General features: G+C 58.8%; 21 protein-coding genes and 1 tRNA gene. 11 read left to right on the top strand and 11 right to left on the bottom strand.

Features of this window, described 5'->3' with window-relative positions; all coding sequences use genetic code 11:
- Positions 1–103: 103 nt before the first annotated feature.
- A complete protein-coding gene (locus tag GKO01_RS10265) occupies positions 104–2,575 on the top strand; it encodes a membrane-bound PQQ-dependent dehydrogenase, glucose/quinate/shikimate family (RefSeq protein ID WP_099287018.1) in 2,472 nt (823 codons plus the stop codon).
- A gap of 78 nt (positions 2,576–2,653) precedes the next feature.
- On the top strand, positions 2,654–3,544 hold the full coding sequence (locus GKO01_RS10270) for a transporter (protein WP_099287091.1): 891 nt from the start codon (positions 2,654–2,656) through the stop codon (positions 3,542–3,544).
- Between the two features lie 3 nt (positions 3,545–3,547).
- On the opposite strand, the gene GKO01_RS10275 is transcribed toward GKO01_RS10270, so the two are convergent.
- The gene (locus tag GKO01_RS10275; RefSeq protein WP_099287019.1) at positions 3,548–5,023 is read right to left on the bottom strand and encodes an aminotransferase class V-fold PLP-dependent enzyme; all 1,476 of its coding nucleotides are present in this window, start codon (positions 5,021–5,023) and stop codon (positions 3,548–3,550) included.
- 109 nt (positions 5,024–5,132) lie between these two features.
- Between GKO01_RS10275 and GKO01_RS10280 the strand changes: the two genes are divergently transcribed.
- The gene (locus GKO01_RS10280) at positions 5,133–5,594 is read left to right on the top strand and encodes an Lrp/AsnC family transcriptional regulator (RefSeq protein WP_099287020.1); all 462 of its coding nucleotides are present in this window, start codon (positions 5,133–5,135) and stop codon (positions 5,592–5,594) included.
- A gap of 37 nt (positions 5,595–5,631) precedes the next feature.
- Positions 5,632–6,930 (top strand): amino acid permease, encoded by a 1,299-nt coding sequence (locus GKO01_RS10285; protein ID WP_099287021.1) that lies wholly within the window; start codon positions 5,632–5,634, stop codon positions 6,928–6,930.
- Positions 6,931–6,934: 4 nt separating this feature from the next.
- Here GKO01_RS10285 and GKO01_RS10290 read toward each other — a convergent pair whose 3' ends face one another.
- Both GKO01_RS10290 and GKO01_RS10295 read right to left on the bottom strand, forming a co-directional pair.
- Positions 6,935–8,038 (bottom strand): linear amide C-N hydrolase, encoded by a 1,104-nt coding sequence (locus tag GKO01_RS10290; RefSeq protein ID WP_244901414.1) that lies wholly within the window; start codon positions 8,036–8,038, stop codon positions 6,935–6,937.
- Between the two features lie 139 nt (positions 8,039–8,177).
- Entirely contained in the window at positions 8,178–8,576 is a 399-nt protein-coding gene (locus GKO01_RS10295; RefSeq protein ID WP_099287022.1) for a DUF4186 domain-containing protein, read from the bottom strand.
- A 150-nt stretch (positions 8,577–8,726) separates the two neighbouring features.
- Between GKO01_RS10295 and GKO01_RS10300 the strand changes: the two genes are divergently transcribed.
- Positions 8,727–9,704: an exodeoxyribonuclease VII large subunit gene (locus tag GKO01_RS10300; protein ID WP_244901415.1), complete on the top strand. Its 978-nt coding sequence runs from the start codon at positions 8,727–8,729 to the stop codon at positions 9,702–9,704.
- Between the two features lie 150 nt (positions 9,705–9,854).
- Here GKO01_RS10300 and GKO01_RS10305 read toward each other — a convergent pair whose 3' ends face one another.
- Positions 9,855–10,349, bottom strand: coding sequence for a hypothetical protein (locus tag GKO01_RS10305; protein WP_099287093.1), 495 nt, complete (start codon positions 10,347–10,349; stop codon positions 9,855–9,857).
- Positions 10,350–10,494: 145 nt separating this feature from the next.
- Here GKO01_RS10305 and gap point away from each other — a divergent pair, with 145 nt between their 5' ends.
- Entirely contained in the window at positions 10,495–11,517 is a 1,023-nt protein-coding gene (gene gap, locus GKO01_RS10310) for a type I glyceraldehyde-3-phosphate dehydrogenase (RefSeq protein WP_099287024.1), read from the top strand.
- A gap of 3 nt (positions 11,518–11,520) precedes the next feature.
- Positions 11,521–12,735 carry a phosphoglycerate kinase gene (locus GKO01_RS10315; RefSeq protein ID WP_099287094.1) on the top strand — a complete coding sequence of 405 codons (1,215 nt, stop codon included), beginning with the start codon at positions 11,521–11,523 and terminating at the stop codon, positions 12,733–12,735.
- 323 nt (positions 12,736–13,058) lie between these two features.
- Here GKO01_RS10315 and rpoH read toward each other — a convergent pair whose 3' ends face one another.
- On the bottom strand, positions 13,059–13,952 hold the full coding sequence (rpoH, locus tag GKO01_RS10320) for an RNA polymerase sigma factor RpoH (RefSeq protein WP_099287025.1): 894 nt from the start codon (positions 13,950–13,952) through the stop codon (positions 13,059–13,061).
- 244 nt (positions 13,953–14,196) lie between these two features.
- The gene (locus GKO01_RS10325) at positions 14,197–15,165 is read right to left on the bottom strand and encodes an RluA family pseudouridine synthase (protein ID WP_099287026.1); all 969 of its coding nucleotides are present in this window, start codon (positions 15,163–15,165) and stop codon (positions 14,197–14,199) included.
- On the opposite strand from GKO01_RS10325, the gene GKO01_RS10330 reads away from it, so the two are divergent.
- Together GKO01_RS10330 and GKO01_RS10335 are read left to right on the top strand one after the other, a co-directional pair.
- Complete coding sequence (locus GKO01_RS10330; RefSeq protein ID WP_099287027.1) at positions 15,164–15,538, top strand: hypothetical protein; 375 nt, start codon at positions 15,164–15,166, stop codon at positions 15,536–15,538. The genes GKO01_RS10325 and GKO01_RS10330 overlap by 2 nt on opposite strands.
- Before the next feature lie 64 nt (positions 15,539–15,602).
- The gene (locus GKO01_RS10335; protein ID WP_099287028.1) at positions 15,603–16,079 is read left to right on the top strand and encodes a TspO/MBR family protein; all 477 of its coding nucleotides are present in this window, start codon (positions 15,603–15,605) and stop codon (positions 16,077–16,079) included.
- Between the two features lie 7 nt (positions 16,080–16,086).
- Here the strand turns inward: GKO01_RS10335 and GKO01_RS10340 are convergent, their stop codons facing one another.
- A complete protein-coding gene (locus tag GKO01_RS10340) occupies positions 16,087–16,386 on the bottom strand; it encodes an ArsR/SmtB family transcription factor (RefSeq protein WP_099287029.1) in 300 nt (99 codons plus the stop codon).
- A gap of 96 nt (positions 16,387–16,482) precedes the next feature.
- On the opposite strand from GKO01_RS10340, the gene GKO01_RS10345 reads away from it, so the two are divergent.
- Positions 16,483–17,568 (top strand): alkene reductase, encoded by a 1,086-nt coding sequence (locus tag GKO01_RS10345; RefSeq protein ID WP_099287030.1) that lies wholly within the window; start codon positions 16,483–16,485, stop codon positions 17,566–17,568.
- 45 nt (positions 17,569–17,613) lie between these two features.
- Here GKO01_RS10345 and rlmB read toward each other — a convergent pair whose 3' ends face one another.
- Positions 17,614–18,462 carry a 23S rRNA (guanosine(2251)-2'-O)-methyltransferase RlmB gene (rlmB, locus tag GKO01_RS10350; protein WP_174694286.1) on the bottom strand — a complete coding sequence of 283 codons (849 nt, stop codon included), beginning with the start codon at positions 18,460–18,462 and terminating at the stop codon, positions 17,614–17,616.
- Between the two features lie 68 nt (positions 18,463–18,530).
- Here rlmB and GKO01_RS10355 point away from each other — a divergent pair.
- Positions 18,531–18,616 (top strand) — tRNA-Tyr (locus GKO01_RS10355).
- Positions 18,617–19,074: 458 nt separating this feature from the next.
- Here the strand turns inward: GKO01_RS10355 and GKO01_RS10360 are convergent.
- From GKO01_RS10360 to GKO01_RS10370, 3 genes are all read right to left on the bottom strand, one after another.
- A complete protein-coding gene (locus GKO01_RS10360) occupies positions 19,075–20,199 on the bottom strand; it encodes an SMP-30/gluconolactonase/LRE family protein (protein WP_099287031.1) in 1,125 nt (374 codons plus the stop codon).
- Positions 20,200–20,275: 76 nt separating this feature from the next.
- Positions 20,276–21,475 (bottom strand): DUF2075 domain-containing protein, encoded by a 1,200-nt coding sequence (locus GKO01_RS10365; RefSeq protein WP_099287032.1) that lies wholly within the window; start codon positions 21,473–21,475, stop codon positions 20,276–20,278.
- A 5-nt stretch (positions 21,476–21,480) separates the two neighbouring features.
- Positions 21,481–21,993, bottom strand: coding sequence for an aminoacyl-tRNA deacylase (locus GKO01_RS10370; RefSeq protein ID WP_099287096.1), 513 nt, complete (start codon positions 21,991–21,993; stop codon positions 21,481–21,483).
- Positions 21,994–22,205 lie beyond the last annotated feature (212 nt).

Consider the following 22,205-nt stretch of genomic DNA (forward strand, 5'->3'; position numbering starts at 1 on the left):
ACAGCCATGACGGAGCGCTAACGGTAACGCGTTCCGCCGATGATCAGGAAAAACAAATCATTTCAGAGAGAATGGTTTTCGTTTTTCGCAAGAACGAGGTGTCATGTCTGCTTCACTTCAGAGGGTAATGTCTCCATTAACCTCTATCCTGCTCGCAGTTGTCGGGCTTTTCCTGCTGGGAGGAGGAGGATATCTCCTCGTTCTCGGTGGTTCGTGGTTCTACGCCCTGATGGGCCTTGTGATGCTTGCCGCCGCGGGTGTCAGCTTCCGCAATCCGCTGCTGGGTGCGCGTCTGTACGCTGCACTCCTGCTGGTGGCGACCATCTGGTCCGTGTTCGAAGTCGGGTTCGACATCTGGGGTCTGGAAGTCCGTCTCTTCACGCTCGTAGGGATCGCAGCCTGGATGCTGCTGCCATGGGTGTGGCGGACCGGTCAGACCTGGGTTTCGGACAAACGCGAGCTTCTCGGTTCTGCCGTGATCGCGATGATTGCGATTATCGCAAGCTGCTTCACATCCTACTCCATCAACGGCACGCTCCCGGCTGACCGTATGGCCGCGACCAACCAGTCCGACCTGACGGCCAAGGACACGCCCGACGCCGACTGGCCGGCCTATGGCCGTACGGTGGGTGGAGACCGCTACAGCCCGCTGGCCCAGATCACGCCTGCGAATGTCAGCAACCTCAAGCGCGCTTGGGTGACACGCACGGGTGACGTTCAGAAGGCTGATGAAGGTGTTGTTGCAGGTCCCGATCAGGGCCACGAGTTCAACCTTGAAGTCACCCCGATCAAGGTCGATGACACGCTCTATCTCTGCACGCCACATAACTGGGTCATGGCTCTCGATGCCAAGACGGGCAAGGTGAAGTGGAAGTTCGATCCCAAGCCTGCTGCCGAGGATCTGGCTGCAAACGTCTATCTGGCCTGCCGTGGCGTGTCTTACTACAGGGCGCCGGACGACTATACGGCTCCGGATGGCTCCAAAGCCTGCCAGAAGCGCATTTTCTCCCCGGTCGGTGACGTCCGCCTGCTGGCTGTTGATGCTGAAACCGGCAAGCCCTGCGAAGATTTCGGCGAGCACGGCTTCATTTCTCTGCGCCAGTATCTCGGTCATGTGCCGCATGGCTTCCACTTCGTGACGTCCCCGCCGTTGGTGGTGAAAGATCGCGTTGTTCTGGGTGGTTGGATTTTCGACAATCAGGCGAATTTCGAGCCCTCCGGTGCAATCCGTGCGTTCAACCCGATCAACGGCGAGATCGAATGGGCGTGGGATGCCGGTCATAACCCGGAAAACTGGAAACCCGGCCCGAACGACGAGCTGACGCGTGACACCCCGAACGCATGGGGCGTTTACACAGCCGATCCGGAACTGGGTCTTCTCTACCTGCCGATGGGCAACTCGCCGCCGGACAACTGGGGTGGCTCGCGCCGTCCGTTCGACGATGCGACCTCCAGCGCTACGATCGCTCTTGATATCGAGACAGGTGAACGCCGCTGGACCTTCCAGACCGTGCATCACGATCTGTGGGACATGGATCTGGCTATCGGACCGTCCATGGTCGATCTGCCCGGCCCGAATGGCGAGAACATTCCGGCTCTGATCCAGAGCACCAAGCGCGGTGAGTTCTTCGTTCTGGACCGTCGCACCGGTAAGCCGGTTCCGGGTTATCCGGTCGAGGAACGTCCGGTTCCGACGACAGGTGTTGCATCGGACGACCACGTGACGCCGACGCAGCCCTTCGCTGTCGGTCTGCCGTCCCTGACGCCGCCGGACCTAAAAGAAAGCGACATGTGGGGCGCGACGCTGCTGGATCAGATGATCTGCCGCATCCAGTTCCGTCAGTCCGCTTACGAAGGTCAGTTCACGCCGCCGCATGTCGGCAAGACGACGATCGTCTATCCGGCATTCTATGGTGTGGTGGACTGGCAGGGCGCCTCCATCGATCCGCAGCGTAAACTGCTGATCGCCAATGCGAGCTACCTGCCGTTCCGGATCCGTCTGGAAAAGCGTCAGAAGGCCGAAAACGCTGGTATTCTGCCGAAGTGGAATGGTCAGGGCGACAAACCGGAAGCCAAGGGCGATGCGCTGAGCGTTTCTCCCGACTACGGCACGCCCTACATCGCTTATACCAGCCCGTGGCTGAACCCGCTTCAGATCCCCTGCAAGGGACCGGTCTGGGGTACGATCACCGCCATCGATCTGGTGACGAAGAAAATCGTCTGGCAGCACCCCGTCGGCACCACGCGCGACACGGGTCCTTTCCGGACGCATAACAACCTTCCGCTTCCGACCGGCATGTACAACATCGGCGGCAGCGTCCTGACGAAGGGCGGCGTGTCCTTCATGGGAGCGACGGCCGACGATTACCTGCGCGGTTTCGACATGTCGAACGGCAAGGTCATCTGGCAGGACCGTCTGCCTGCTGGCGGACAGGCAACACCGATGTCCTATCAAATTGATGGGAAGCAGTATGTTGTGATCGCGGCCGGTGGTCATGGGGGCCTTGGCACCCGCAGCGGTGATTATATCATCGCCTATAGCCTGAATGGAGACCAGAGCGCCGCCGCGCACTGAGCCTCCGCTTACGGACGGAGCGTGTCCCCCTGAGGACACGCTCCACACTCCCGCTCAATCTCTATGGAAATTCACGTCATGCGTCGCAAATTCACGCTCGGAGTGCGTCTTGGTACCCTGACCGCCTGGTTGCCTGCGGTTGCTCTTGTTCCAGGGTTTGCCGCTCATGGCGCGGATATTCCCTTGGCCATCATCGGTCCGCACGAATACGATCTGCCGGTGGATTTCAAGCCGTTCAACGTCGTCGTGCAGTACGGCGACGGAAATGCTGCCGGTTCGGTCTATGACAGTGGCGGCCAGCGCCGGGCTCATGGCGGCAGCCATACCTGGAGCGGTATGACGAAATATGTGCATTTCCGTAGCTTCGACGCGATCCCGCATGTCAGCTTTGCTTTCGAGCTGATCCAGTCCGAGGCCTATACGCTGGCCAACGGGCAGAACTGGGGCGGTCTGGGGACGACGATCGTCGGTCCGGCAGCATGGTTCAAGCCCAACAAACACAGCACGCTCGGCATCCAGACCTTCATGGAAACCCCGTCTGGGACGCGCGATGCCACGGCGATGCATTACTGGGCGAACCTGTCGAGCATCATTTTCGATTACGAATGGAAGCATTTCAGCTTCGATGGCGATCTGGGTAGCGTCGTGAGTTCGACCAAACACCGTAACGGCGAGCACAGCTACTCGCCCGGTAACGTGTTTTACACGAACCTGCGTTTCAGTTGGAAAGCTACGTCACGCTTCGAGCCGTTCTTTTCGCTCGACTGGCAGAACAGCGGCGGTATGCACGACAACACATCCAATCTCTGGGTCGCCAATTCGAGCAGCCGCGAAACGGCGCTGGGCGTCGGTGCGATGTTTTACATCACCAAACGCCTGTCGTTCACGCCCCGTTACTCCCATTCGGTAGAGGGTCGGAACGTGCCGGAAACGAACGCCTATTACATGAAGATCGCCTATCTTTTCTGACCGTCAGGCCGCCGCCTTCGGCCGGAAACGTGCCGTGGTGATGTCACAGTCATACTGTGCGGCGGTTTCGCAGGGATTGCTGGCGAGTTCGTTGACGGCCTCCAGAATACGTTCAACCTTGGCGTCATCCATCAGCACGCTGAAATTCAGACGTGTCCAGCCCGGCTTTTCGATTTCCTGACCGGACAGGATGGCGCCACGGATCTGACCGGACTCAGTCTCATCAATCCCCAGAAGACGATGCGCATACGGCCCCGCGCAGGCGCAGCCGCCACGGACCTGAATGCCGTAACGGTCCGATAGCATACGCGTGAAAAGCTGTTGATGGATAAACACATTGTTCTTCACATCGCGGATCCGGAATGAAAAGATCGGAAGCGCAGCAGCGGTCGGGTGGCCCAGAATTTCGATGGCTGGATTGCTGCTCCAGGCTTTCACAGCCCGGGCGCGCAGTTCCGCATTGCGCTGGGCCATATAGGCGCCTCCGATAACATCCTTGACAATGAAGGCCAGCGCGGCACGAATATCCCCGATCACGTTCGGCGTGCCGCTTTCCTCGCGAGACGCAAGATTGGCGGAATAGTCGTGGTTCCACGGCGAGACGAACCGTACGGTGCCTCCACCCGGAAGAACGGGCAATGTGCGCGAAATTGCGGCATTGCGCACAATCAGAATGCCCGAAGCCGCAGGGCCACCGATGAATTTATGGCAGGAAACGACAACCGCATCTTTCTCGAACGGCGTTCTGGGCTGCATGTCGATCGGGCAGTACGGTCCGGCGCCTGCATAGTCCCAGATCGACAGGGCCTCATTCCGCTTAAGTAGGGCCGTGACGGCGTTCACATCCGTCAGAATGCCTGTGACGTTGGAAGCGGCCGAGAATGAACCGATTTTCAGACGGTCTGCCGGGCAGGATTTCAGGGCCTGTTCCAGAACATGCAGGTCCGGGCCGCCTTCGGCCGCCTCAGGAATTTCGACGATCTCCGCACCGCTCTCGCGCCAGGGCAGGATGTTGGAATGATGCTCGTAAGGGCCGATAAAGACGATCGGCTGCTTTCCCGCGTCACAGAGAGCCGGGATTTCAAGCAGATGTACCAAACGGTTCAGGCCTGCCGTCGCGCCATTACCCATAAAAATAGTCGTGAAATCGGGGGAGGGGGCGTGGCAGAGCTGCGCGATGGTTGCGCGGGCGCTGTTGCGCAGCCGCGTCATGTAGGCGCCGCAGAAGGAGGCTTCGGTGTGGCTATTGGCATAGAACGGCAGGATCTCGTCCATGATGAACGTCTCGATCTGCTTCAGCGCACGTCCGGAGGCAACATAATCGGCGTAAAGAAGAGACTGCGTGCCGAACGGCGTCGAGAATTTCGCACCATCACCGATCACGCCTTTGGCGAGCGCCGCTAGCCCGTTGCTGCGCAATGTCTGCTCGAACTGTTCAAGAATGGCGGTGCTGTTGTCGAGATTGCCGATCGTTTCCATGACGCGATGTTTTCCCCTGCGTGATAGAGAAACGATAGACCGACCGAACGCGCGAAAACCGCTTCTTTTTTGAGGATAAAAAATCCTTTTTGTGGTCATATGATGCAATATGGCCAGAAGACTCGATCAAACAGACAGGGCGATCCTGAGAATCCTCCAGAAACAGGGTACGCCCTCGCAACGTGAACTCGCCGAGAAGGTCGGGCTGTCACAGAATGCCTGCTGGCGGCGCCTGAACGCCCTGCGCGAGGATGGCGTGATTGCTCACGATACGGTCCGCCTCAATGCAACTGCGCTGGGCCTGACGCTGACGGTGTTCGTGTTGATGCGAACGCGCCACCACTCACGCGAATGGTTCGAGACATTCCGCAAGGTTGTCGGTTCGATCCCGAACATAGTTGATTTTTATCGGATCGCGGGTGAATACGATTATCTTCTGAAGGTGGTGGCCTGCGACATGAACGATTTCGATCGCGTGTATCAGCAGATCATCAGCAAGGTGGAACTCGATGCCATCACGTCCTACATGACCATGGAAACCCTGGCGGACAACAGGGACCTTCCGGTCTGAAACGCCCATCCCGTCCACAGCAGGAAGTCTTTTGTCCATGAGCCAGCCCGACCAGCTCGCCCACAGTCTGCGTACGCGCCATGTCGTCATGATCGCCCTCGGTGGGGTGATCGGTGCAGGATATTTCATCGGGGCGTCCGCGGCACTCTCGCTGGGTGGCCCTGCGGTCCTGCTCTCTTATGCGCTGGCCGGAACGCTGGTGTTTCTGGTCAATCTGATGATGCGCGATCTGGCGCTGAAAGTGCCGGGGCGGGCGTCGTTTCTGGGGCAGATCAAGTACGCGCTGGGGGAGCGGGCAGCCTTTGTCGCGGGCTGGGCGTACTGGCTGACATGGATCATTGCGATTGCCGTGGAAGTCATCGCGGTCGCGACAATGCTCGCCCCCTATATTCCGCTGCCTTATGCTGTCCTTGAAATATTAATCATGGTCCTGATGACGGGCGTGAACCTCATGTCCGTCAAAGGGTACGGGGAATTCGAATACTGGTTCTCGGCCATCAAGGTTCTGGCGATTGTCTGCTTCATCGGCATCGGCGTCTGGGCACTGTTGAGCCGTCCCATTCCGGTGCATGAAAACCTGTTCGCGCATGGCGGCCTGCTGCCTCATGGCTGGCTGGCGCTGCTGGCGGTCATCCCGACAATTCTGTTTTCCATGGGTGGCAGCGAGATTTCCACCGTTGCAGCCGTTGAATCTGACAATACAGAGCAGAACATCGTCCGTGCCACGCGCTCTATCGCGCTACGGATCGGCGGGTTCTACATCGTCTCGATCGCGCTGGTCCTCTGTCTGGTGCCGTGGAGCGATGTGGTGTCCGGCTATTCCCCGTTCCTGCTAGTGCTGCACCGCCTGCATGTGCCGTTCGCGGACGTGGCCCTTGCGGTCGTGGTCATGACGGCGGCGCTGTCCAGCCTCAATTCCGGGATCTATGTGACGTCGCGTATTTTGTACGAACTGGCGGAATCTGGGTCTGCGCCCAAGCTGTTCCTGACGGTGGATACCTCCACGAAACTCCCCCGTCGGGCCATTCTGGTGAGTGCGCTGGCCTCCATTCTCGTCGCGGCCGTGGCCGTGTTGTCGCCAACGCTGATCTTCGGGCTTCTCGTCAGTCTGACGGGCGGGTTCATGGTGTTCAACAACACCATGATCGTGGCTGGACGTCTGAAACTGGTGCGGGAGTCTGCGTGGAGGGCCTATGCAGCGCTGGTGCTGATTGCCTGCACGCTGGTCGCCATGCTGATTCAGCCCGAAACGCGCTCACAGATTATTCTCGGGGCAGGCGCGCTCCTGCTGATCTTCGCCGCAGAACGGTTCGTTCCACGGCGTCAGCCAGACTGATGACTTAGTAAGGCACCGCCAGATCCCGATCGTTGATTTTTTCAAAGACCGGTTTTGGCGTGTCATGAAACGTTTGGAGTGAGAATTTCCGGTAACTGATATCCCTATATCCCCGGACGAACATCACCCCGTCGCTCAGGTCGGAGAGTGCTGTCCAGACGGTGTATTCAGAGACCGTTTTTCCGGATTCCTTCTGTGTCTCGCCGCCAAGCGTATCGGTGGTAATGTTTTTCATGCGATCAAACCGGTTCATGATATGCGCCAGAATGTTGATCGCATCTCCTGATGACAGGGCCACGGGTGCATAGCTGGTGTAGTAAACGCCGCGAATGAAACGTCCGACAGAAGTGTCTGAGGATGGCAGATCCGAAGCCGCAATCCCGCTATCCGGCTGGACGACTTTCATGCTTCCCAGAGTAGCCGCAGATCTGTCCTGATTGGTCAGCTGCGTATAGTTGTTCAGGTTCTGGAGATGCCACAGAAAATTCGGTCCGTTCGTCATGACCTTCGTCGGGTTATCATAGACATGGAATTTTCCATTGAGCGTCTCGACGACGATGCTTCCGCCGTTTTTATCGTAAAACGCAAAATGAAAAGGCGATTTCACACCACCCAGTCTGGCCAGAACGGGAGACCAGAAATGCCCATTGTCAACCGCCTTTCGAACGTCATTCACGGTGGCGAAATTGGCCAGTGCCCACTCCCCCAGCGATGTCACAGGAATGGATTCCCGGTAGTCTGATTCCGCAAGTGGAGTGAGCGTGGCGTCTGGCACCATATTGGCGCTGAAAGACAGGCCCGCCCCATTCATACCCTCAAGCATGTTGTGGTCGTCACCATCATCATAAACGGGCGTGGTAATCGCCAGAATGGGATAGAGAGACTTGTAATGAGCTCCGGCACTGCCGTTCGGCGCTTTTTTCTGGAACGCCGTTTGTGCGGGATAGAAAGTCACCCATGACGGCAGATCTTCAGGAAGCTCCAATGTGCGTCCATGAAAAACATGGCCTTTGTTATCCGTAATCGCCAGACTTGAGCAGGCCTGTCCGATTGCAGGAAACAAAAGGACAGAGGACAGCATCATACTGGAAAGAGACGTTATTTTCATTGGGTTGCTCCTGAAAATCGTATTTGACAACTTCTGCGTGGATAATTCAAAATTTTCTATCTTCACTAAAGACGAAATATTTATCAGGAAGTTTCTTAACTGAGAGTAAAGTCATATTTCGGGCCGTCAGATGGGACCTTCAGAATAATGCTCCCTGTGCCGGGCTTCCGGGAATGCTCGCCCCGAAATCCCGCTCGATCCAGCATCGGAGTACGCGCAGGATCTGTTTTTGCTGTTCTGATGTCAGGTCCTTGCCCGGCCCCATGCCGTGCCATTTCGACAGACAACTGCGGCAACAGGCCCCCGTCGCATGCTGGGCGATGAAGACCGGATGACCACGCATGGGAGTCTGTTTGCCGTCACGCGGAGGATGCGCCGGTGCGAGGCGTTCGGCGATGAACGCTGCCCCATGCTCCATGACAACATCAAGGCCCCGGCTTTCCAGATAGAGTCGGGCCTGATCGTCCAGATGAAAGCGTGAGCGGAAACGGGATCGGGCGAGGCGTTCGAAGAGATCTTCGGGGTCAAAACGGCTCACTGATCCACAACCTTCTGAAAAACAGGCAAAAAATCGCGTGAGAGGACGTAAGCCCCCTGTAAGAACATTTGTTCCTTCTCCATATGGTGATGAATGGACGCTTTTCCGAGACGCTCCCGCTCATCTTCCGGGGCAGGAGACACCACAATATTGACGGTTCTTTCTCCGCTACAGGTGCAGGACCTGTTCTCTGCGCGGCTGGAAGAAATCTGTGCGGCTTTCGACGACTGGGGTTTCCCGCTGATCGTGGCAGGGCAGCTTGGAGATGCCGCCCCCAATTCCTATCCTAAATATTACCAGCTTCCGCTGACCGATCCGCAGTTCGGGACCACCCTGTCGCTGGAGGTACAGAAATCCGTTCTAGCGCGGGCGGGTGTCGGGCCCGGTGATTATGTCCATGTGACTGGCATGCTGCGGGCGCGCCAATATCGGGGGCAGATTGTGCTACGTTTCGAGGCGGTGGCCGTTGAACTTCACGATCCCGCGCGGCAAAAGGTCGAGCGTGCCGAACGCTCCGTACTCGACGTTCTACGCGGACTACCCTGCATCTCGCATCCTTATCCAACACGCCCCGAGGCGCGGCTGTTGCTGATCCACTCGGCAGCGTCCAGCGCATTGGTGGCTGAGGATTTTCTTCAGGCGCTTGGCGGAGCGTGGCGTCCGGAACGTGTCAGAAGCCTGCCCACGGCCATGAATGATCCCGGCCGTCTGGCGGAAGCGATTGGCACCTGTCGCGAAGAGATCGTTGTCTTGATCCGCGGCGGCGGGGATGCCTCGGATTTCGTGGTGTTTGAAAGCCCACAGGTGATGGAAGCACTGGCGGTCTGTCCGGCCCATCGCGTTCTGGGTGTGGGACATACGGCCAACCGGACGCTCGCCGAGCGTGTTGTAGATCATGCCGCCACTACGCCCGCCGATGCCGGACACTATATCCGGCGTATGAGCGGCCGGATCTGGCAAGAACAGGAAGAAGTCCGCGCGCAACAGGAAGAAATGGCCGCGCTTCGGGACAGCGTGGCGCTGAATGTTGTGCCGGAACGAGCACCGATCGGAACTCGTCTGCGGAATGGGTTGATTCTACTTGCGATCGGTCTGGTTCTGGGGCTGCTGCTGACGCGGCTACTCTGACCTGTCAGGCTGTCGTGAGTTCCGTTGTGATCAATCAGACCACACGCGATGTGTCAGCGGAATAATTATCCTTGGCGCCGCACCTGAAAAAGTACGGCGCTGAAACTCTGCATTTCGGCAATTCGTGGTGCGTTCTGTCGTTTGTGGCCTTCAGCGAACATCCACACGGACGAAGGGTTTTGTAGCCGACGGGTCAGTCATGGCGTGCATTTCGATCTGGATGGACTGCGCTCCTGCCTTTTCAATATGGGCTGCCACACCTGCTGCCAGATGATCGGTCACGTCCGTCAAAGCCTGTGCCTGTGCATCCGGAGTGGCTTGGTGTGGTGCGAAAGCCTGAACGATGAACAGAACATTCGCCTTGCGCGCCAGAGCCGCTTTTGCCGCACGTTCGACGATGGGACCGTATTCGGATTCCGGTGTGCCGTCTGGAATCGACAGGAACGGAGCATGCGGCGGGGGAGCTGGGGGGGCGGGCGGGATATAGGGATGCGGAGGTTTGCCCGCGTTCGGATTGAACGTGCGCTGGTCCAGCAACTTGCACCCCGACAGCAGGGGGGCGGCCAGAAGCAGCCCTCCCATCAGGAGTGCAGAGTGCGGAACAAAGCCCCGCTGCGAACGGAAATGTCGGACGAATGGTGCCATATCGTGCGGAACCGTCGCAGGAACGGAGGGTTTGAGCAAGATTATAGAGTCAACTTAATGAAAAACTGTTGATGCCCCCTGTCGCTCTGCTGTGGCGGTGCTATGGAGGATGCCCGAGTTTTTAAGAAACGGAGTAGGGCAGGTCATGGCTGTAAAAATCGCGATCAACGGTTTCGGACGGATCGGACGGCTGGTGCTGCGTGGCATCATCGAGAGCGGACGCACGGATGTCGAAGTGGTCGCCATCAACGATCTGGGGTCCGTTGAGGCCAACGCGCATCTGCTGGCTTATGACAGCACACATGGCCGTCTTCCGGGCACGGTCCGCGCCGAGGGCAACAGCCTGATTATCGAAGCGAACGGCCGCACCTACGGTCCGATCAAGGTCTCGGCCGAACGCAACCCGGCGCAAGTTCCGTTCCAAGGCGTCGACGTAGCGATGGAATGTACGGGTCTGTTCACGTCCCGCGAAAAGGCCGCTGCCCTGCTTGAAGCCGGTGCAAAGCGCGTCGTCATTTCCGCTCCGGCTACGGACGTCGATGCGACGATCGTGTTCGGCGTGAACAACGACGTTCTGACGCCGGACATGAAGATCATCTCCAACGCGTCCTGCACTACGAACTGCCTTGCGCCCGTGGCCTCCGTTCTGGACAAGGCCTTCGGGATCGAGTGCGGCTACATGGTCACGATCCACTCCTACACGGGCGATCAGCGCACGGTGGATACCCTGCACAAGGACCCGCGCCGCGCCCGCGCCGCAGCCCTGAACATGATCCCGACCTCCACGGGTGCTGCCAAGGCCGTTGGTCTGGTTCTGCCGCATCTGAAGGGCAAGCTGGACGGAACTTCCATCCGCGTTCCGACGCCGAATGTCTCGGTCGTCTCGCTGGATTTCGTCCCGACGCGCGCTCCGGCTTCTGCCGAGGCCGTCAACGAAGCCATTCGTGCCGCTTCGCTCGAAGGCTCCCTGAAGGGTATTCTCGAATACAACACGGCGCCGCTCGTCAGCTCCGACTTCAACCATGACAAGGCGTCCTCGATCTTCGACGCGACGCAGACGGTCCTGGTCGATGGTGGCAAGCTGGTGCGCGTCTGCTCCTGGTACGATAACGAGTGGGGCTTCTCCAACCGTATGGCCGATACGGCAGCCCTGTTCGGGAGCCTCTGAGTGATGGCCTTCCGCACCCTTGATGGTGTGGACGCACGCGGCAAGCGCGTGCTGGTCCGCGCCGACCTCAACGTCCCGATGCATGATGGCGTCATCACCGATGACACCCGTCTGCAACGGGTTGCGCCCACGATCCGCGAACTGGCCGACAAAGGCGCGCGTGTCGTGGTGTTCAGCCATTTCGATCGCCCCAAGGGGCAGGTCGTCCCGGCTCTGTCGCTGCGTCCGATCGCACTGAAGCTCGGTCAGATCCTCGGACAGCCGGTTGGCTTTGTCGCCGAATGCGTCGGCCCGACCGTGGAAGCCGCAGTCGGCGCGATGGCGGACGGGGACATCATCGTCCTCGAAAACACGCGCTTTCATGCGGGTGAAGAGGCCAATGACCCGGCCTTCGCCAAGGCTCTGGCGCAGAACGGCGACATCTTCGTCAACGACGCGTTTTCAGCCGCACACCGTGCCCATGCCTCGACCGAAGGCGTGGCACGGGATCTGCCGTCTTTTGCCGGGCGTCTGATGCAGGCGGAGCTGAGCGCGCTGTCGGCTGCTCTGGAGAACCCGGAGCGCCCTGTTGGTGCGATCATTGGCGGCTCCAAGATCTCGACGAAGCTCGATCTGATCGGGAATGTCATCGAGAAGGTGGACACGCTGTTCATCACGGGTGCGATGGCCAACACGTTCCTCGCGGCTGAAGGCATGAATGTGGGCAAGTCCCTACAGGAAGCCGACATGCACGAGACAGCGCGCAAGATCGCCCATCTCGCGCAGGAAAAGGGCTGCGAGATCATCCTGCCCGTCGATGCGGTCGTGGCGCGCGAATTCAAGGCCAATGTTCCGACCGAGACCTGCCTGATTGGCGAAGTCCCGGACGATGCGATGATCCTCGATGCCGGTCCGCGTACGGTTGAGTTGATCCGTGAGCGTCTGGGCACGCTCAAAACGCTGGTCTGGAACGGTCCGCTCGGTGCATTCGAGATCGCGCCTTTCGACAAGGCGACCGTCGATGTCGCGCAGTATGCCGCGCAGCTGACGGAAGAGGGCAAGCTCAAGACAATCGCTGGTGGCGGCGATACGGTCTCGGCTCTTCGTCATGCAGGCGTCGTGGGCCAGATGACCTACGTTTCCACGGCTGGCGGGGCTTTCCTCGAATGGCTGGAAGGTAAAATCCTGCCGGGGATCGAGGTTCTCCGTTCTGCGGGCCATGATCTGGGGCTCACCTGAACGAAAGCCGGGGAGGGCAACCTTCCCGGCTTTTTTATGGAGAAGTGGCGATGTGGAGAAGAGTGCTGTCCGCCTGTCTTCTATTATGCGGTCTCGCGGGCTGTCAGGCTTACGATCAGCCGCCGACAGCACCTGCACCGCCGTCTATGGGAGAACCCATCCACAGTGGGCGTCCGACGGGTATGCTTCTCTCCCCCTCAAAGCCTGACCAGACGCCCTATTTCTGAAATTTTGGACTGGTGTCGGATAGGCACGGGTCAATCAGTCTTCGTAAAAAAAGCCCGTTGGGATATCCCAACGGGCTTTTTTCGTGATCTGTCGTTTCAGGCCTGAAGGCCGTTTTCGCGGCGGCGTAACTCCACTTCCGCGGCCATGGCTTTCTGGAGCTTCTCCATGGCCCGGGCTTCGATCTGGCGGATACGCTCGCGCGAGACGTTATAATGATGGGAAAGATCTTCCAGTGTGGAAGGCTCTTCCTTCAGACGACGCTCGCTCAGGATATGGCGCTCACGCTCGTTCAGCGTCATCATGGCCTGATCCAGAAGCGCCTTGCGTCCCGTGAACTCTTCAGCAGCAGCATAGGTCTGCTCCTGATTGTCGTGGTCGTCCACGAGCCAGTCCTGCCATTCACCTTCGCCATCAATGCGCAGCGGTGCGTTCAGACTGTGATCCGGTGCGGCCAGACGCTGGTTCATAGACATGACGTCCTGTTCCGGCACACCCAGAGTGGTCGCGATGGAGTTGACCTGCTCTGGCTTCAGATCGCCGTCGTCAATCGCCTGCATCTGTCCTTTCAGACGACGCAGATTGAAGAACAACTTTTTCTGCGAGGCTGTCGTACCGATTTTCACCAGAGACCAGCTATGCAGGATGTATTCCTGCATGGCGGCGCGGATCCACCACATGGCGTAGGTGGCAAGGCGGAAACCACGCTCCGGGTCGAACCGGCGCACGGCCTGCATCATGCCGATATTGCCCTCGCTGATGAGTTCGTTCACCGGAAGGCCATAGCCACGATAACCCATGGCGATTTTGGCAACGAGGCGCAGATGGGACGTGACGAGGCGGTGTGCCGCGCTCGTATCCTCGTTCTTGCGCCACTGGCGGGAGAGATCGAGTTCTTCCTGCGGGGTCAGCAGGGGGAACTTGCGGATTTCCTGAAGATAGCGGGTGAGATTGTTCTCTGGACCCACTGAAATGACGGCTGGGGATGCCATGGTCTTCAACTCCTTTCGCCCGGGGCTTAACCCGCATCCGGATGAGATGGAGACTCATACGGATCGGCGACGGGATAGTTCCGTCTGACCCAGGTGACGCATTGGGAAGGACTTTCACGTCCCCGACCGTCAGCCCCCGGACTGGGCGACCTCTGGTGGTACGATCCGTTCCGGCGGCGCGTCAGCTCGTCGGATGAGCTGTTTATGACAGGCTCAGCCAAAAAAGTCAATGGCCTTTTAAGGTTTAGCCGATCAGTCTCTTTTTCAAGGTCTGAAAATCTTCGGGAGGGGCAGTTTCGAACGAAAGCTGCTTTTTCGTCCGCGGATGGATAAATCCGAGTCGGGTCGCATGAAGCGCCTGACGGGGAAAATCGAGCGCCGCGTCTTTCGCATCCTGCGACAGACTACGGGCCGCAGCGGGAATCCGGCGCAGATAGACCGGATCGCCGAGCAGGGGGTGGCCTGCATTCGAAAGGTGAACACGGATCTGATGGGTGCGTCCAGTGGCAAGACGACATTCGATCAGGGACACGGCAGCCTGATAGGGTTCGATCAGCTTAAAGCGTGTCAGGGCAACCTTGCCGCCATTGCCTACGACCGCCATGCGTTTACGGTCTCTTTTGTCCCGGCCGATATTGCCATCGAACTCGCCTTCCAGCGGCAGGAGCCCCCAGGCGAGGGCCAGATAGGCCCGGTCGATATCGCGGGCGGCGAAGGCTTCGGACAGGGCATTATGAACCATGGCCGTCTTGGCCACGACCATCAGGCCGGACGTGTCCTTGTCCAGACGATGGACGATACCGGGGCGCTTCTCCCCGCCGATTCCTTCGAAACCTTCTCCACAATGGCCAAGGAGGGCGTTGACCAGTGTGCCTGTCTCGTTTCCGGGAGCGGGATGCGTGACAAGCCCGGCCTGCTTGTCGAGCACGATCAGGTCGTCGTCTTCATACAGGATGTTCAGCGGGATCTGCTCTGCGATGGGGCGGGCAGGGAGGGGTTCGGGAAATGTCAGCAGCAGTTCCATGCCGTCACGCAACGTTTCCGCCGGTTCGCAGACCGTCTTTCCGTTGACGGAAAAGCTGCCGCCTTCAATCAGGGCCTTGACCCGGGAGCGTGAAACCGTGCCGATGGCGTCCGCCAGCGCGCGGTCGGCCCTCTGGCCAGCCGTGGACGCATCGACAACAAGACGGAATGGGGAAACAGGATCAGACATGACACAGGGTGTAGCCGAGGAAATGGCGAACAGCGAGTCGCAGACACCAAAAGCGCTTCTGGCCGCTGTAATTTTGATGGGCGTGCTGATTATTGCGGCCGTTTTCGGGCTGATTGGCGTGATTGCCTATCGTTTCCTGCATCCCCGCCCGAGCGTCACAGCAACTGTGCCCTTGGCCGAAGGAGGCTTCTCACGTCTGGCTCTTCCGCTCGGTGCGGGCGAGCATATTACGGCCGTTACGGCGCGTCCTGACGGCCTGATGGCGGTGACACTGAGCGACGCCGGAAGCGATCGTGTGCTGCTGTGGAACCCCGAGGCCGGAAAAATCGCCGCCGAGCTGGATTTCGGAACCCCCGCATCATCTTCGCCCTGACCGGCCTGAACCTGCCGCTGTGTTTCCACGTTAAGGTGGCAGGACTCAGAAAGGATCACGGATAATGGGACGTCTGATTGATGCGGCCTTGGCCGTCGGTACGGTTTTTGGAGTGCAGTACGCCTCGCGTGAAATCAGCCCGGCGGACGATCCGTCCACGCGCCGGTGGTACGACCGGCTGAACAAGCCGCATTTCAATCCGCCCGGTCCGGTTTACGGCGTGGTCTGGACGATTCTGGACGGGCTTCTGGCCTGGTCGGGCTACCGGCTTCTGCGTGCTGAAAAATCCTGTTGCCGGACGGCGGCGCTGATCCTCTGGGCGCTGTGCGTTGCCGGTGTGGCAGGCTTTCCGTTCTTCGTGTTCCGCAAACGGCAGCTTGGAGCGGGTCTGGCCATTTGTGTCGGCCTGATCATGACGTCCGGAGCCTCGATCTGTGCGGCGCATAAGGTGGACTGTAAGGCAGCCTCAATGCAGGTTCCGTTTTTGGCATGGCTGATCTTCGCCACCTGCATTCACGAAGAAATCTGGCGTACGAACTAAGGATGCCTCAGGCGGCGTTCAGAATGGCCGCCATAAGCCCGGGAAACCGGGCGTCGAGTTCCTCGAGTCGTAGGGAATTACGGTGCTGAACGCCCTCGATCCGGGTTCTCAGGACCCCGCTCTCACGCAGGACCTGAAAATGGTGCGACATGCTGGATTTGGGCCGCGTTCCGATCAGCGTGGCGCAGTTGGCTTCCCCGACGCGCCCCAGATGCCGCACGATCTCCAGACGCGCGGGATCAGCCAGCGCACGCAGCACCGGAATCAGTTCGAATGTCGCGGAGTCAGGATGATCGTAGGCGGCCATGAAGTCTTATCCCTTTCCTGAAGTTTTATCGCAACACTTGCTTTGTTCGATTTTTATCGAACAATATGGTGATCAGTCCATTGAAGGAGAAACAGGATGCCAACGCTGTTCGATTCGATTGATTTCGGTCCCATTCACGCGAAGAACCGGATTCTGATGTCCCCTCTGACGCGTGCGCGCGCCGACAGGAATGCCGTTCCGACTCCGATCATGGCGGAATACTACGCCCAGCGCAGCAGCGCCGGATTGATTATCAGTGAAGCCACAGGCATTTCCCGCGAAGGTCTGGGCTGGCCGTTTGCTCCCGGAATTTGGTCGGATGAGCAAGTGGAAGCCTGGAAGCCGATTGTCGCCGCAGTTCACGCCAAGGGCGGCAAGATTGTTTGCCAGCTCTGGCACATGGGGCGGATGGTCCATTCTTCCGTCACGGGCACGCAGCCCGTTTCGTCTTCCGCGACCACCGCTCCGAACGAAGTTCATACCTATGAAGGCAAAAAGCCTTACGAACAGGCGCGTGCAATCGACGCCGCTGACATCAGCCGTATCCTGAACGATTACGAGAACGCGGCGCGCAACGCCATCCGTGCGGGTTTTGACGGTGTGCAGATCCACGCGGCCAATGGCTACCTCATTGATGAATTTCTGCGGGATGGGACGAATCTCCGCACTGACGAATATGGCGGTTCGCCGGAAAACCGTATCCGCTTCCTGCGTGAAGTGACCGAGCGCGTGATTGGCGCGATCGGTGCGGAACGCACAGGCGTCCGCCTGTCCCCGAATGGTGATACACAGGGTTGTATCGACAGTGCGCCGGAAACGGTCTTCGTACCGGCCGCCAAACTGCTTCAGGATCTGGGCGTTGCTTGGCTTGAACTGCGCGAACCCGGCCCGGACGGGACTTTCGGAAAGACCGATCAGCCCAAACTGTCTCCGCAGATCCGCAAGGTCTTTACCCGGCCGCTGGTTCTCAATCAGGACTATACGTTCGAGATGGCGCAGGAAGCACTGGCAGAAGGGCACGCCGATGCGATTGCCTTTGGCCGGAAGTTCATCTCGAACCCTGACCTGCCGGAGCGTTTCGAGCGCGGCATCGCTCTTGAGCCTGACAATATGAAGACTTGGTACAGTCAGGGGCCGGAGGGATATATCGACTACCCGTCCGCGACCTCAGGCCCTAACTGAGCTTTGAGGCAGTCCGGGAGCTCTTAGTCGCTCCCGGATTTTCAGTCAGACGGGCCGGACGAGTTCGTACAGCGCGACCGCCGCAGCATTGGAGACGTTCAGGCTCTCCATGTCGCCGGGCATGTAAACGCTGGCGATCTCGTCGCAGGTCTCACGCGTCAGGCGGCGCAATCCAGCCCCTTCGGCCCCCAGAACCAGCGCCACACGACGCCCGACAAACCCTTTTCCATCCAGTCGTGTGCCACCGGCATCCAGACCGACAACCCAAAAATTCTCGGCCTGAAGCGCCTGAAGGGCACGGGAGAGATTGACCTCACGCAGAATGGGAACGAGGTCGAGTGCGCCTGAAGCAGCCTTCGCCATGGCGCCGCTTTCCTGCGGGGCATTGCGATCCTGCACCAGAAGTGCCGCCGCTCCGAACGCCGCAGCTGATCTGAGAATAGCGCCGATATTGCGTGGGTCCGTCACCTGATCCAGCACCAGAACCGGGCCGGTGCGCTCGACAATATCGAGAATGGCGAGTGTCTCCAGAGGCTCAACCCGCAAGCAGACACCCTGATGCACGGCATCGCGCTCACAGAGTTTGTCGAGGCGCTCACGGTCCACAATCTGCGGCTTGTGCGATGCGCCTTCGAAAGACGCCGCGGCTTCGCGTGTCGCCAGAAAATCATGAATCACACGCTCAGGATTGGCGAGCGCCGCCTGCACGGCATGGTGCCCATAAATCCAGTAGCCGGAACCGGAGTTGCCAGCATGACCGCGACCGGAACGGCCACTACGTCCGCCAGAGCGCTCACCCGAGGAACGGGCAGGCTGGTCAGCACGTGCGGATGGAGGGGGGGAGCGATCCGTAGAACGGTCGGGAGCGGAGCGGGAGGGAGATCTTCTGGCCATAAAAAGCATATAATCGACAACAGGCGATTGACATAGCCGTCAATCCGCCATATCTCAACCGCCGACCCGGAGAGGTGCCCGAGTGGCTAAAGGGGGCGGACTGTAAATCCGCTGGCGTACGCCTACGTTGGTTCGAATCCAACTCTCTCCACCAGGTCCCCTCATACATTTTTAAATGTTGCAGTAAGGTTGAGTACTAAGCTCCCTTTCAGTAAAATGTGTCTTTCATTCACGCAACTGCACGCTTTGTCGTGCCGGATGCTCTCTATGGCAGGCAATCTGTATTTGGGAGGTTCGTGTGGCACAGCGATTTTTTGTCGTGATGTCTCTGGCAGTAGGGGTGACAGGGTGTTCTCATCTGCCTCCACGAACTGTTGATGCCCGCGCGGCGCTCTTGAAGCCCTTTGCCGTGACCGGTTCCGGGCGGCAGGAGAACTCGATACCATCGGATCATCAGATTCATGGAACGGTCAGTGTTGGTACAGGCATCGGGAGCCGCAGGAGTTATAATCCAGGGGCGTCTTCCTCGCCAGAAGGTCTCACGGGAGCGGGATCTGATGAAAGAAGGCTGGTGCCGGAGGGCTGGTGATTGCTCTCCGGCAGGAAATCTCTTCAGTTCAGCGGTGCGATCTTCACGACGATATAAGGCATGACTTCAAGATCTTTGCCGTTATGAAAAACGGGTAGCCGTGCCCATTGTCCGACCGTGCCGTACAAAGCGCCATTGGCGTAGGTCAAGCCATCGGGTTCGGTCAGGCGCGGATCATGTGCCACCACGGAAACCTGACCATCCGGCCGGTGGCGCAGGATGGCATGGCGCTCATCATCCGTGATGTAGAGCGAACCGTCCGGGCCAGTTGCTATACCATCGCCCACTCCGGTTTCGCCTTCATCCTTCACAGCCTTTTCCAGATTGGCTTCGCTGGTGTTCGAATCAGACAGAACAGCGGTTGGCGCAGAATAGAGGCGGCGGCTGCTCTGCGGCTGCCAGTAAAGCGTCTGTTGGTCTGGGCTGAGGGCAATCCCGTTTACGCCCCCCTGAGGGATCGTGGCATGCGCTGGATCGTAGCGTCCTGCCACGCCGTCCATTACGGCAACAAAGCCCGGAACCGGCATGACGGAGACCGTGTCCGCCAGAATGCGACGCTGATGTCCCGTGGCCAGATCAACGACGATCAGTGCAGGATGCACGTCGACGGACGTGTCGGTAATGAAAGCGGTTCCCGCCTTGCCATGAGTCAGGTCGATGCGGACGTCATTGACGTGGCTGTCCGGCAGAAGGGCTGGGGCGCTGAGGGGAATGACCTGCGCGATTTTTCCGCTCGCGGGGTCAATCCGGAAGAGCTTTTGCGCGCCTGCTACTGTTCCCGTGCCAGCGACCATGCCTTCATCCAGAACCCAGAGCTGTCCGTTGGTATCAATGGTCATGCCGAGCGGCGAGACGAACTGTTCCTGTGCGGCAGCATCGGGGAAGGGGGTCAGCTTACCCTTCGTATACAGCCCCAGCCTGGGGCCGGAATGTTCGTGCGCGCTCCGGGGGAAGCCGAGCACCAGGCGTCCATCAGGCAGAACGGCAATGCCGGAAGGTTGGGCGTTGGAAAAGCGTCCGATGACCTGCACATTGCCGGACGGAAGTGTGCCTTTGTCGACGGTTTCGGCGGCGAGGAGGGGAGAGGCGGTAGTAAGTGCTGCAATGCCGACGCTGAAAGCGAAGGTTAGAAATGTCTGACGAGCCATGGCTGAGATCTCCTTTACCGCTAAAGGAACAGAATGGCTCAGGCCTGACAACCCACGCCCACGTGAGTGCAGAAGATCAGCGTTTCAGCAGGCGCGCGCGCAGGGCAGGGTCGTGGGCATATAGAAACAGCCCATGAATCCCACGCGTGAGGATGACGTTTAGGGCATTGAGAATAACGCGCTTTTTTGCCTCTTCGGGTGCAGCGATTCCATCCCGCCCCTGAAAGGCCGCGCTATCTTCGTACCTTTCCGGCCTTACGCCGATCCGGTCATGTTCCGCATCATAAAACAGGGACGGTCCGAGAATGACCCCGGCATAATTCAGGTCGAACCCCTGGATCGTATAGACGGACCCGACCTCGTTGATCGTATCCGGGCGCTCGGCCCAAGGGAGTTTTTCGCTCGGCAGGGAACGATCCCATCGTAAATGGAAGTTGCCTTCGGTGATGAAGTGGTCTTCACCATTGAGCGTGTATGGGTAGTCATAAGTCGAGAGCAGACGACTGAGGCCGTATTTCGCATTGTAGTCACGCAGATCTGAATACAGTTTTGCGCAGTCGTCATAGATCCGCAGATCGAAGCGCGGATCTTTTGGCCGGGACAGGATCTTACCTTGCCCTAAAGCGTCGATCCATGAACATGTGGCGGTATTGGCCGCGACACGGAACTGGGTTTTAAGATGGAAAGTCTCTGAAGGGCGATCTTTGCGGAAGCTCTCGAGAAGATCACTGGACCAGTGGCTCTTGAATTTCAGAACCTGCAAAGGATCGAACACGACCACCACGATCCGCGCCCATCGCAGGATTTCTTCCAGATGGTTCTGCTGGGAGAAGTGATTGTACCGGTCCGGACGGGTCAGCAGCAGATGCGCCTCGTCCACCAGCACAATATCCGCGCGTTGTCCGGTCTTTGCGGATTTATTGATGAAGGTCGTGGGGCGTTCGTAGTCGCTCTTGCGCAGATTGGGCATGGTGGTCGCGATATTGCGATAGAGCTTGAGCATCTCCGGGTGATTGACGATCAGCATGTTTCGCAGACCCTTCAGCGGGTCGGCGGGTGAACCATTTCGTGCCCGGGTCTGGAGCGTGTTGAAGATTGCGTTCAGGACGACGCTTTTTCCTGTCCCCGCTGCACCCTCAATAATGAAAAGGGCACTGTCGTCCTGTCGGTGGCATTCGCAGAATGAAATCACGCGCTGCAACAGATCCCTCTGCGGCCCCGAAAGCGCACGCTCCGGGGAGAGCTTGCCTGTGGCGGCATTCCCGGAAACGCTCACGACATTCAGTCCGCCGCGATATCGGCGACTTTGGCATCCGTGGCCTGCTGGGCGTCGGCGGGTGTGATCCGCACGACCAGCCCCTGACGACCCGCATTGATATAAACATGCGTGCGCGGCATAGCGTCCTGCGACAGGACAACTGGGATTGGGGTTTTCGATCCGAACGGGCTTGTGCCGCCAGACTCGAAGCCTGTCAGCTCATGCGCCTTTTCAGGGCTCATCATGCGGGCATTCCGCCCGTTGAACAAAGCTGCCACCTTCTTCAGATTCATGCGCTGATGCGCGGGGGCGACGACACAGACGGCCTGTTTCTTATCCACTTCGACAACCAGCGTCTTGAGCACGTCTTCCGGCGCCACGCCGATGGCTTCTGCCGCCTGCATCCCGATCAGACCGCCATTGGGGGCATACTCATAATCATGAACGCTGAAAGGAATGTTCCGGGCCGTCAGAAAGGCGGTTGCGGCTGTTTCTCGGGTCGTGTGCGTGCTCCGTCTCCAGAAGCAGGCCGTCATACGCCGAATGGCTGAAATCCAGCGAAAATCAGCACGGATCGCCCCGGGCAGGACCTGCAATATCGTGTTGTCTGTATGGGCGTGCAGGGGCCGGTTGGCAACATAAGAGACGTCGGAAAGATGCTGATCGCTTTATTCCGAACTGTCGCTGAGTTGCGGGATGTATCGTTATTCATGAGACGCATGACATTTTCTATGTTACTGTTTAACGC

The sequence above is a fragment of the Gluconobacter kondonii genome (genome assembly GCF_002723995.1).
GTDB classification, from domain to species: Bacteria; Pseudomonadota; Alphaproteobacteria; order Acetobacterales; family Acetobacteraceae; genus Gluconobacter; species Gluconobacter kondonii.

Excerpts from the sequence above, each read along its gene's own strand:
- GKO01_RS10285 (WP_099287021.1), top strand. The coding sequence starts at position 5,632 with ATGAGCCAGCCCGACCAGCTCGCCCACAGTCTGCGTACGCGCCATGTC.
- GKO01_RS10340 (WP_099287029.1), bottom strand. The coding sequence starts at position 16,386 with ATGGCCGCCTACGATCATCCTGACTCCGCGACATTCGAACTGATTCCG.
- GKO01_RS10345 (WP_099287030.1), top strand. The coding sequence starts at position 16,483 with ATGCCAACGCTGTTCGATTCGATTGATTTCGGTCCCATTCACGCGAAG.
- GKO01_RS10370 (WP_099287096.1), bottom strand. The coding sequence starts at position 21,993 with ATGACGGCCTGCTTCTGGAGACGGAGCACGCACACGACCCGAGAAACA.
- GKO01_RS10315 (WP_099287094.1), top strand. The coding sequence starts at position 11,521 with ATGGCCTTCCGCACCCTTGATGGTGTGGACGCACGCGGCAAGCGCGTG.
- GKO01_RS10360 (WP_099287031.1), bottom strand. The coding sequence starts at position 20,199 with ATGGCTCGTCAGACATTTCTAACCTTCGCTTTCAGCGTCGGCATTGCA.
- rpoH (WP_099287025.1), bottom strand. The coding sequence starts at position 13,952 with ATGGCATCCCCAGCCGTCATTTCAGTGGGTCCAGAGAACAATCTCACC.
- GKO01_RS10280 (WP_099287020.1), top strand. The coding sequence starts at position 5,133 with ATGGCCAGAAGACTCGATCAAACAGACAGGGCGATCCTGAGAATCCTC.
- rlmB (WP_174694286.1), bottom strand. The coding sequence starts at position 18,462 with ATGGCCAGAAGATCTCCCTCCCGCTCCGCTCCCGACCGTTCTACGGAT.
- GKO01_RS10275 (WP_099287019.1), bottom strand. The coding sequence starts at position 5,023 with ATGGAAACGATCGGCAATCTCGACAACAGCACCGCCATTCTTGAACAG.
- GKO01_RS10335 (WP_099287028.1), top strand. The coding sequence starts at position 15,603 with ATGGGACGTCTGATTGATGCGGCCTTGGCCGTCGGTACGGTTTTTGGA.
- GKO01_RS10270 (WP_099287091.1), top strand. The coding sequence starts at position 2,654 with ATGCGTCGCAAATTCACGCTCGGAGTGCGTCTTGGTACCCTGACCGCC.
- GKO01_RS10265 (WP_099287018.1), top strand. The coding sequence starts at position 104 with ATGTCTGCTTCACTTCAGAGGGTAATGTCTCCATTAACCTCTATCCTG.
- GKO01_RS10290 (WP_244901414.1), bottom strand. The coding sequence starts at position 8,038 with ATGAAAATAACGTCTCTTTCCAGTATGATGCTGTCCTCTGTCCTTTTG.
- gap (WP_099287024.1), top strand. The coding sequence starts at position 10,495 with ATGGCTGTAAAAATCGCGATCAACGGTTTCGGACGGATCGGACGGCTG.
- GKO01_RS10305 (WP_099287093.1), bottom strand. The coding sequence starts at position 10,349 with ATGGCACCATTCGTCCGACATTTCCGTTCGCAGCGGGGCTTTGTTCCG.
- GKO01_RS10330 (WP_099287027.1), top strand. The coding sequence starts at position 15,164 with ATGACACAGGGTGTAGCCGAGGAAATGGCGAACAGCGAGTCGCAGACA.
- GKO01_RS10325 (WP_099287026.1), bottom strand. The coding sequence starts at position 15,165 with ATGTCTGATCCTGTTTCCCCATTCCGTCTTGTTGTCGATGCGTCCACG.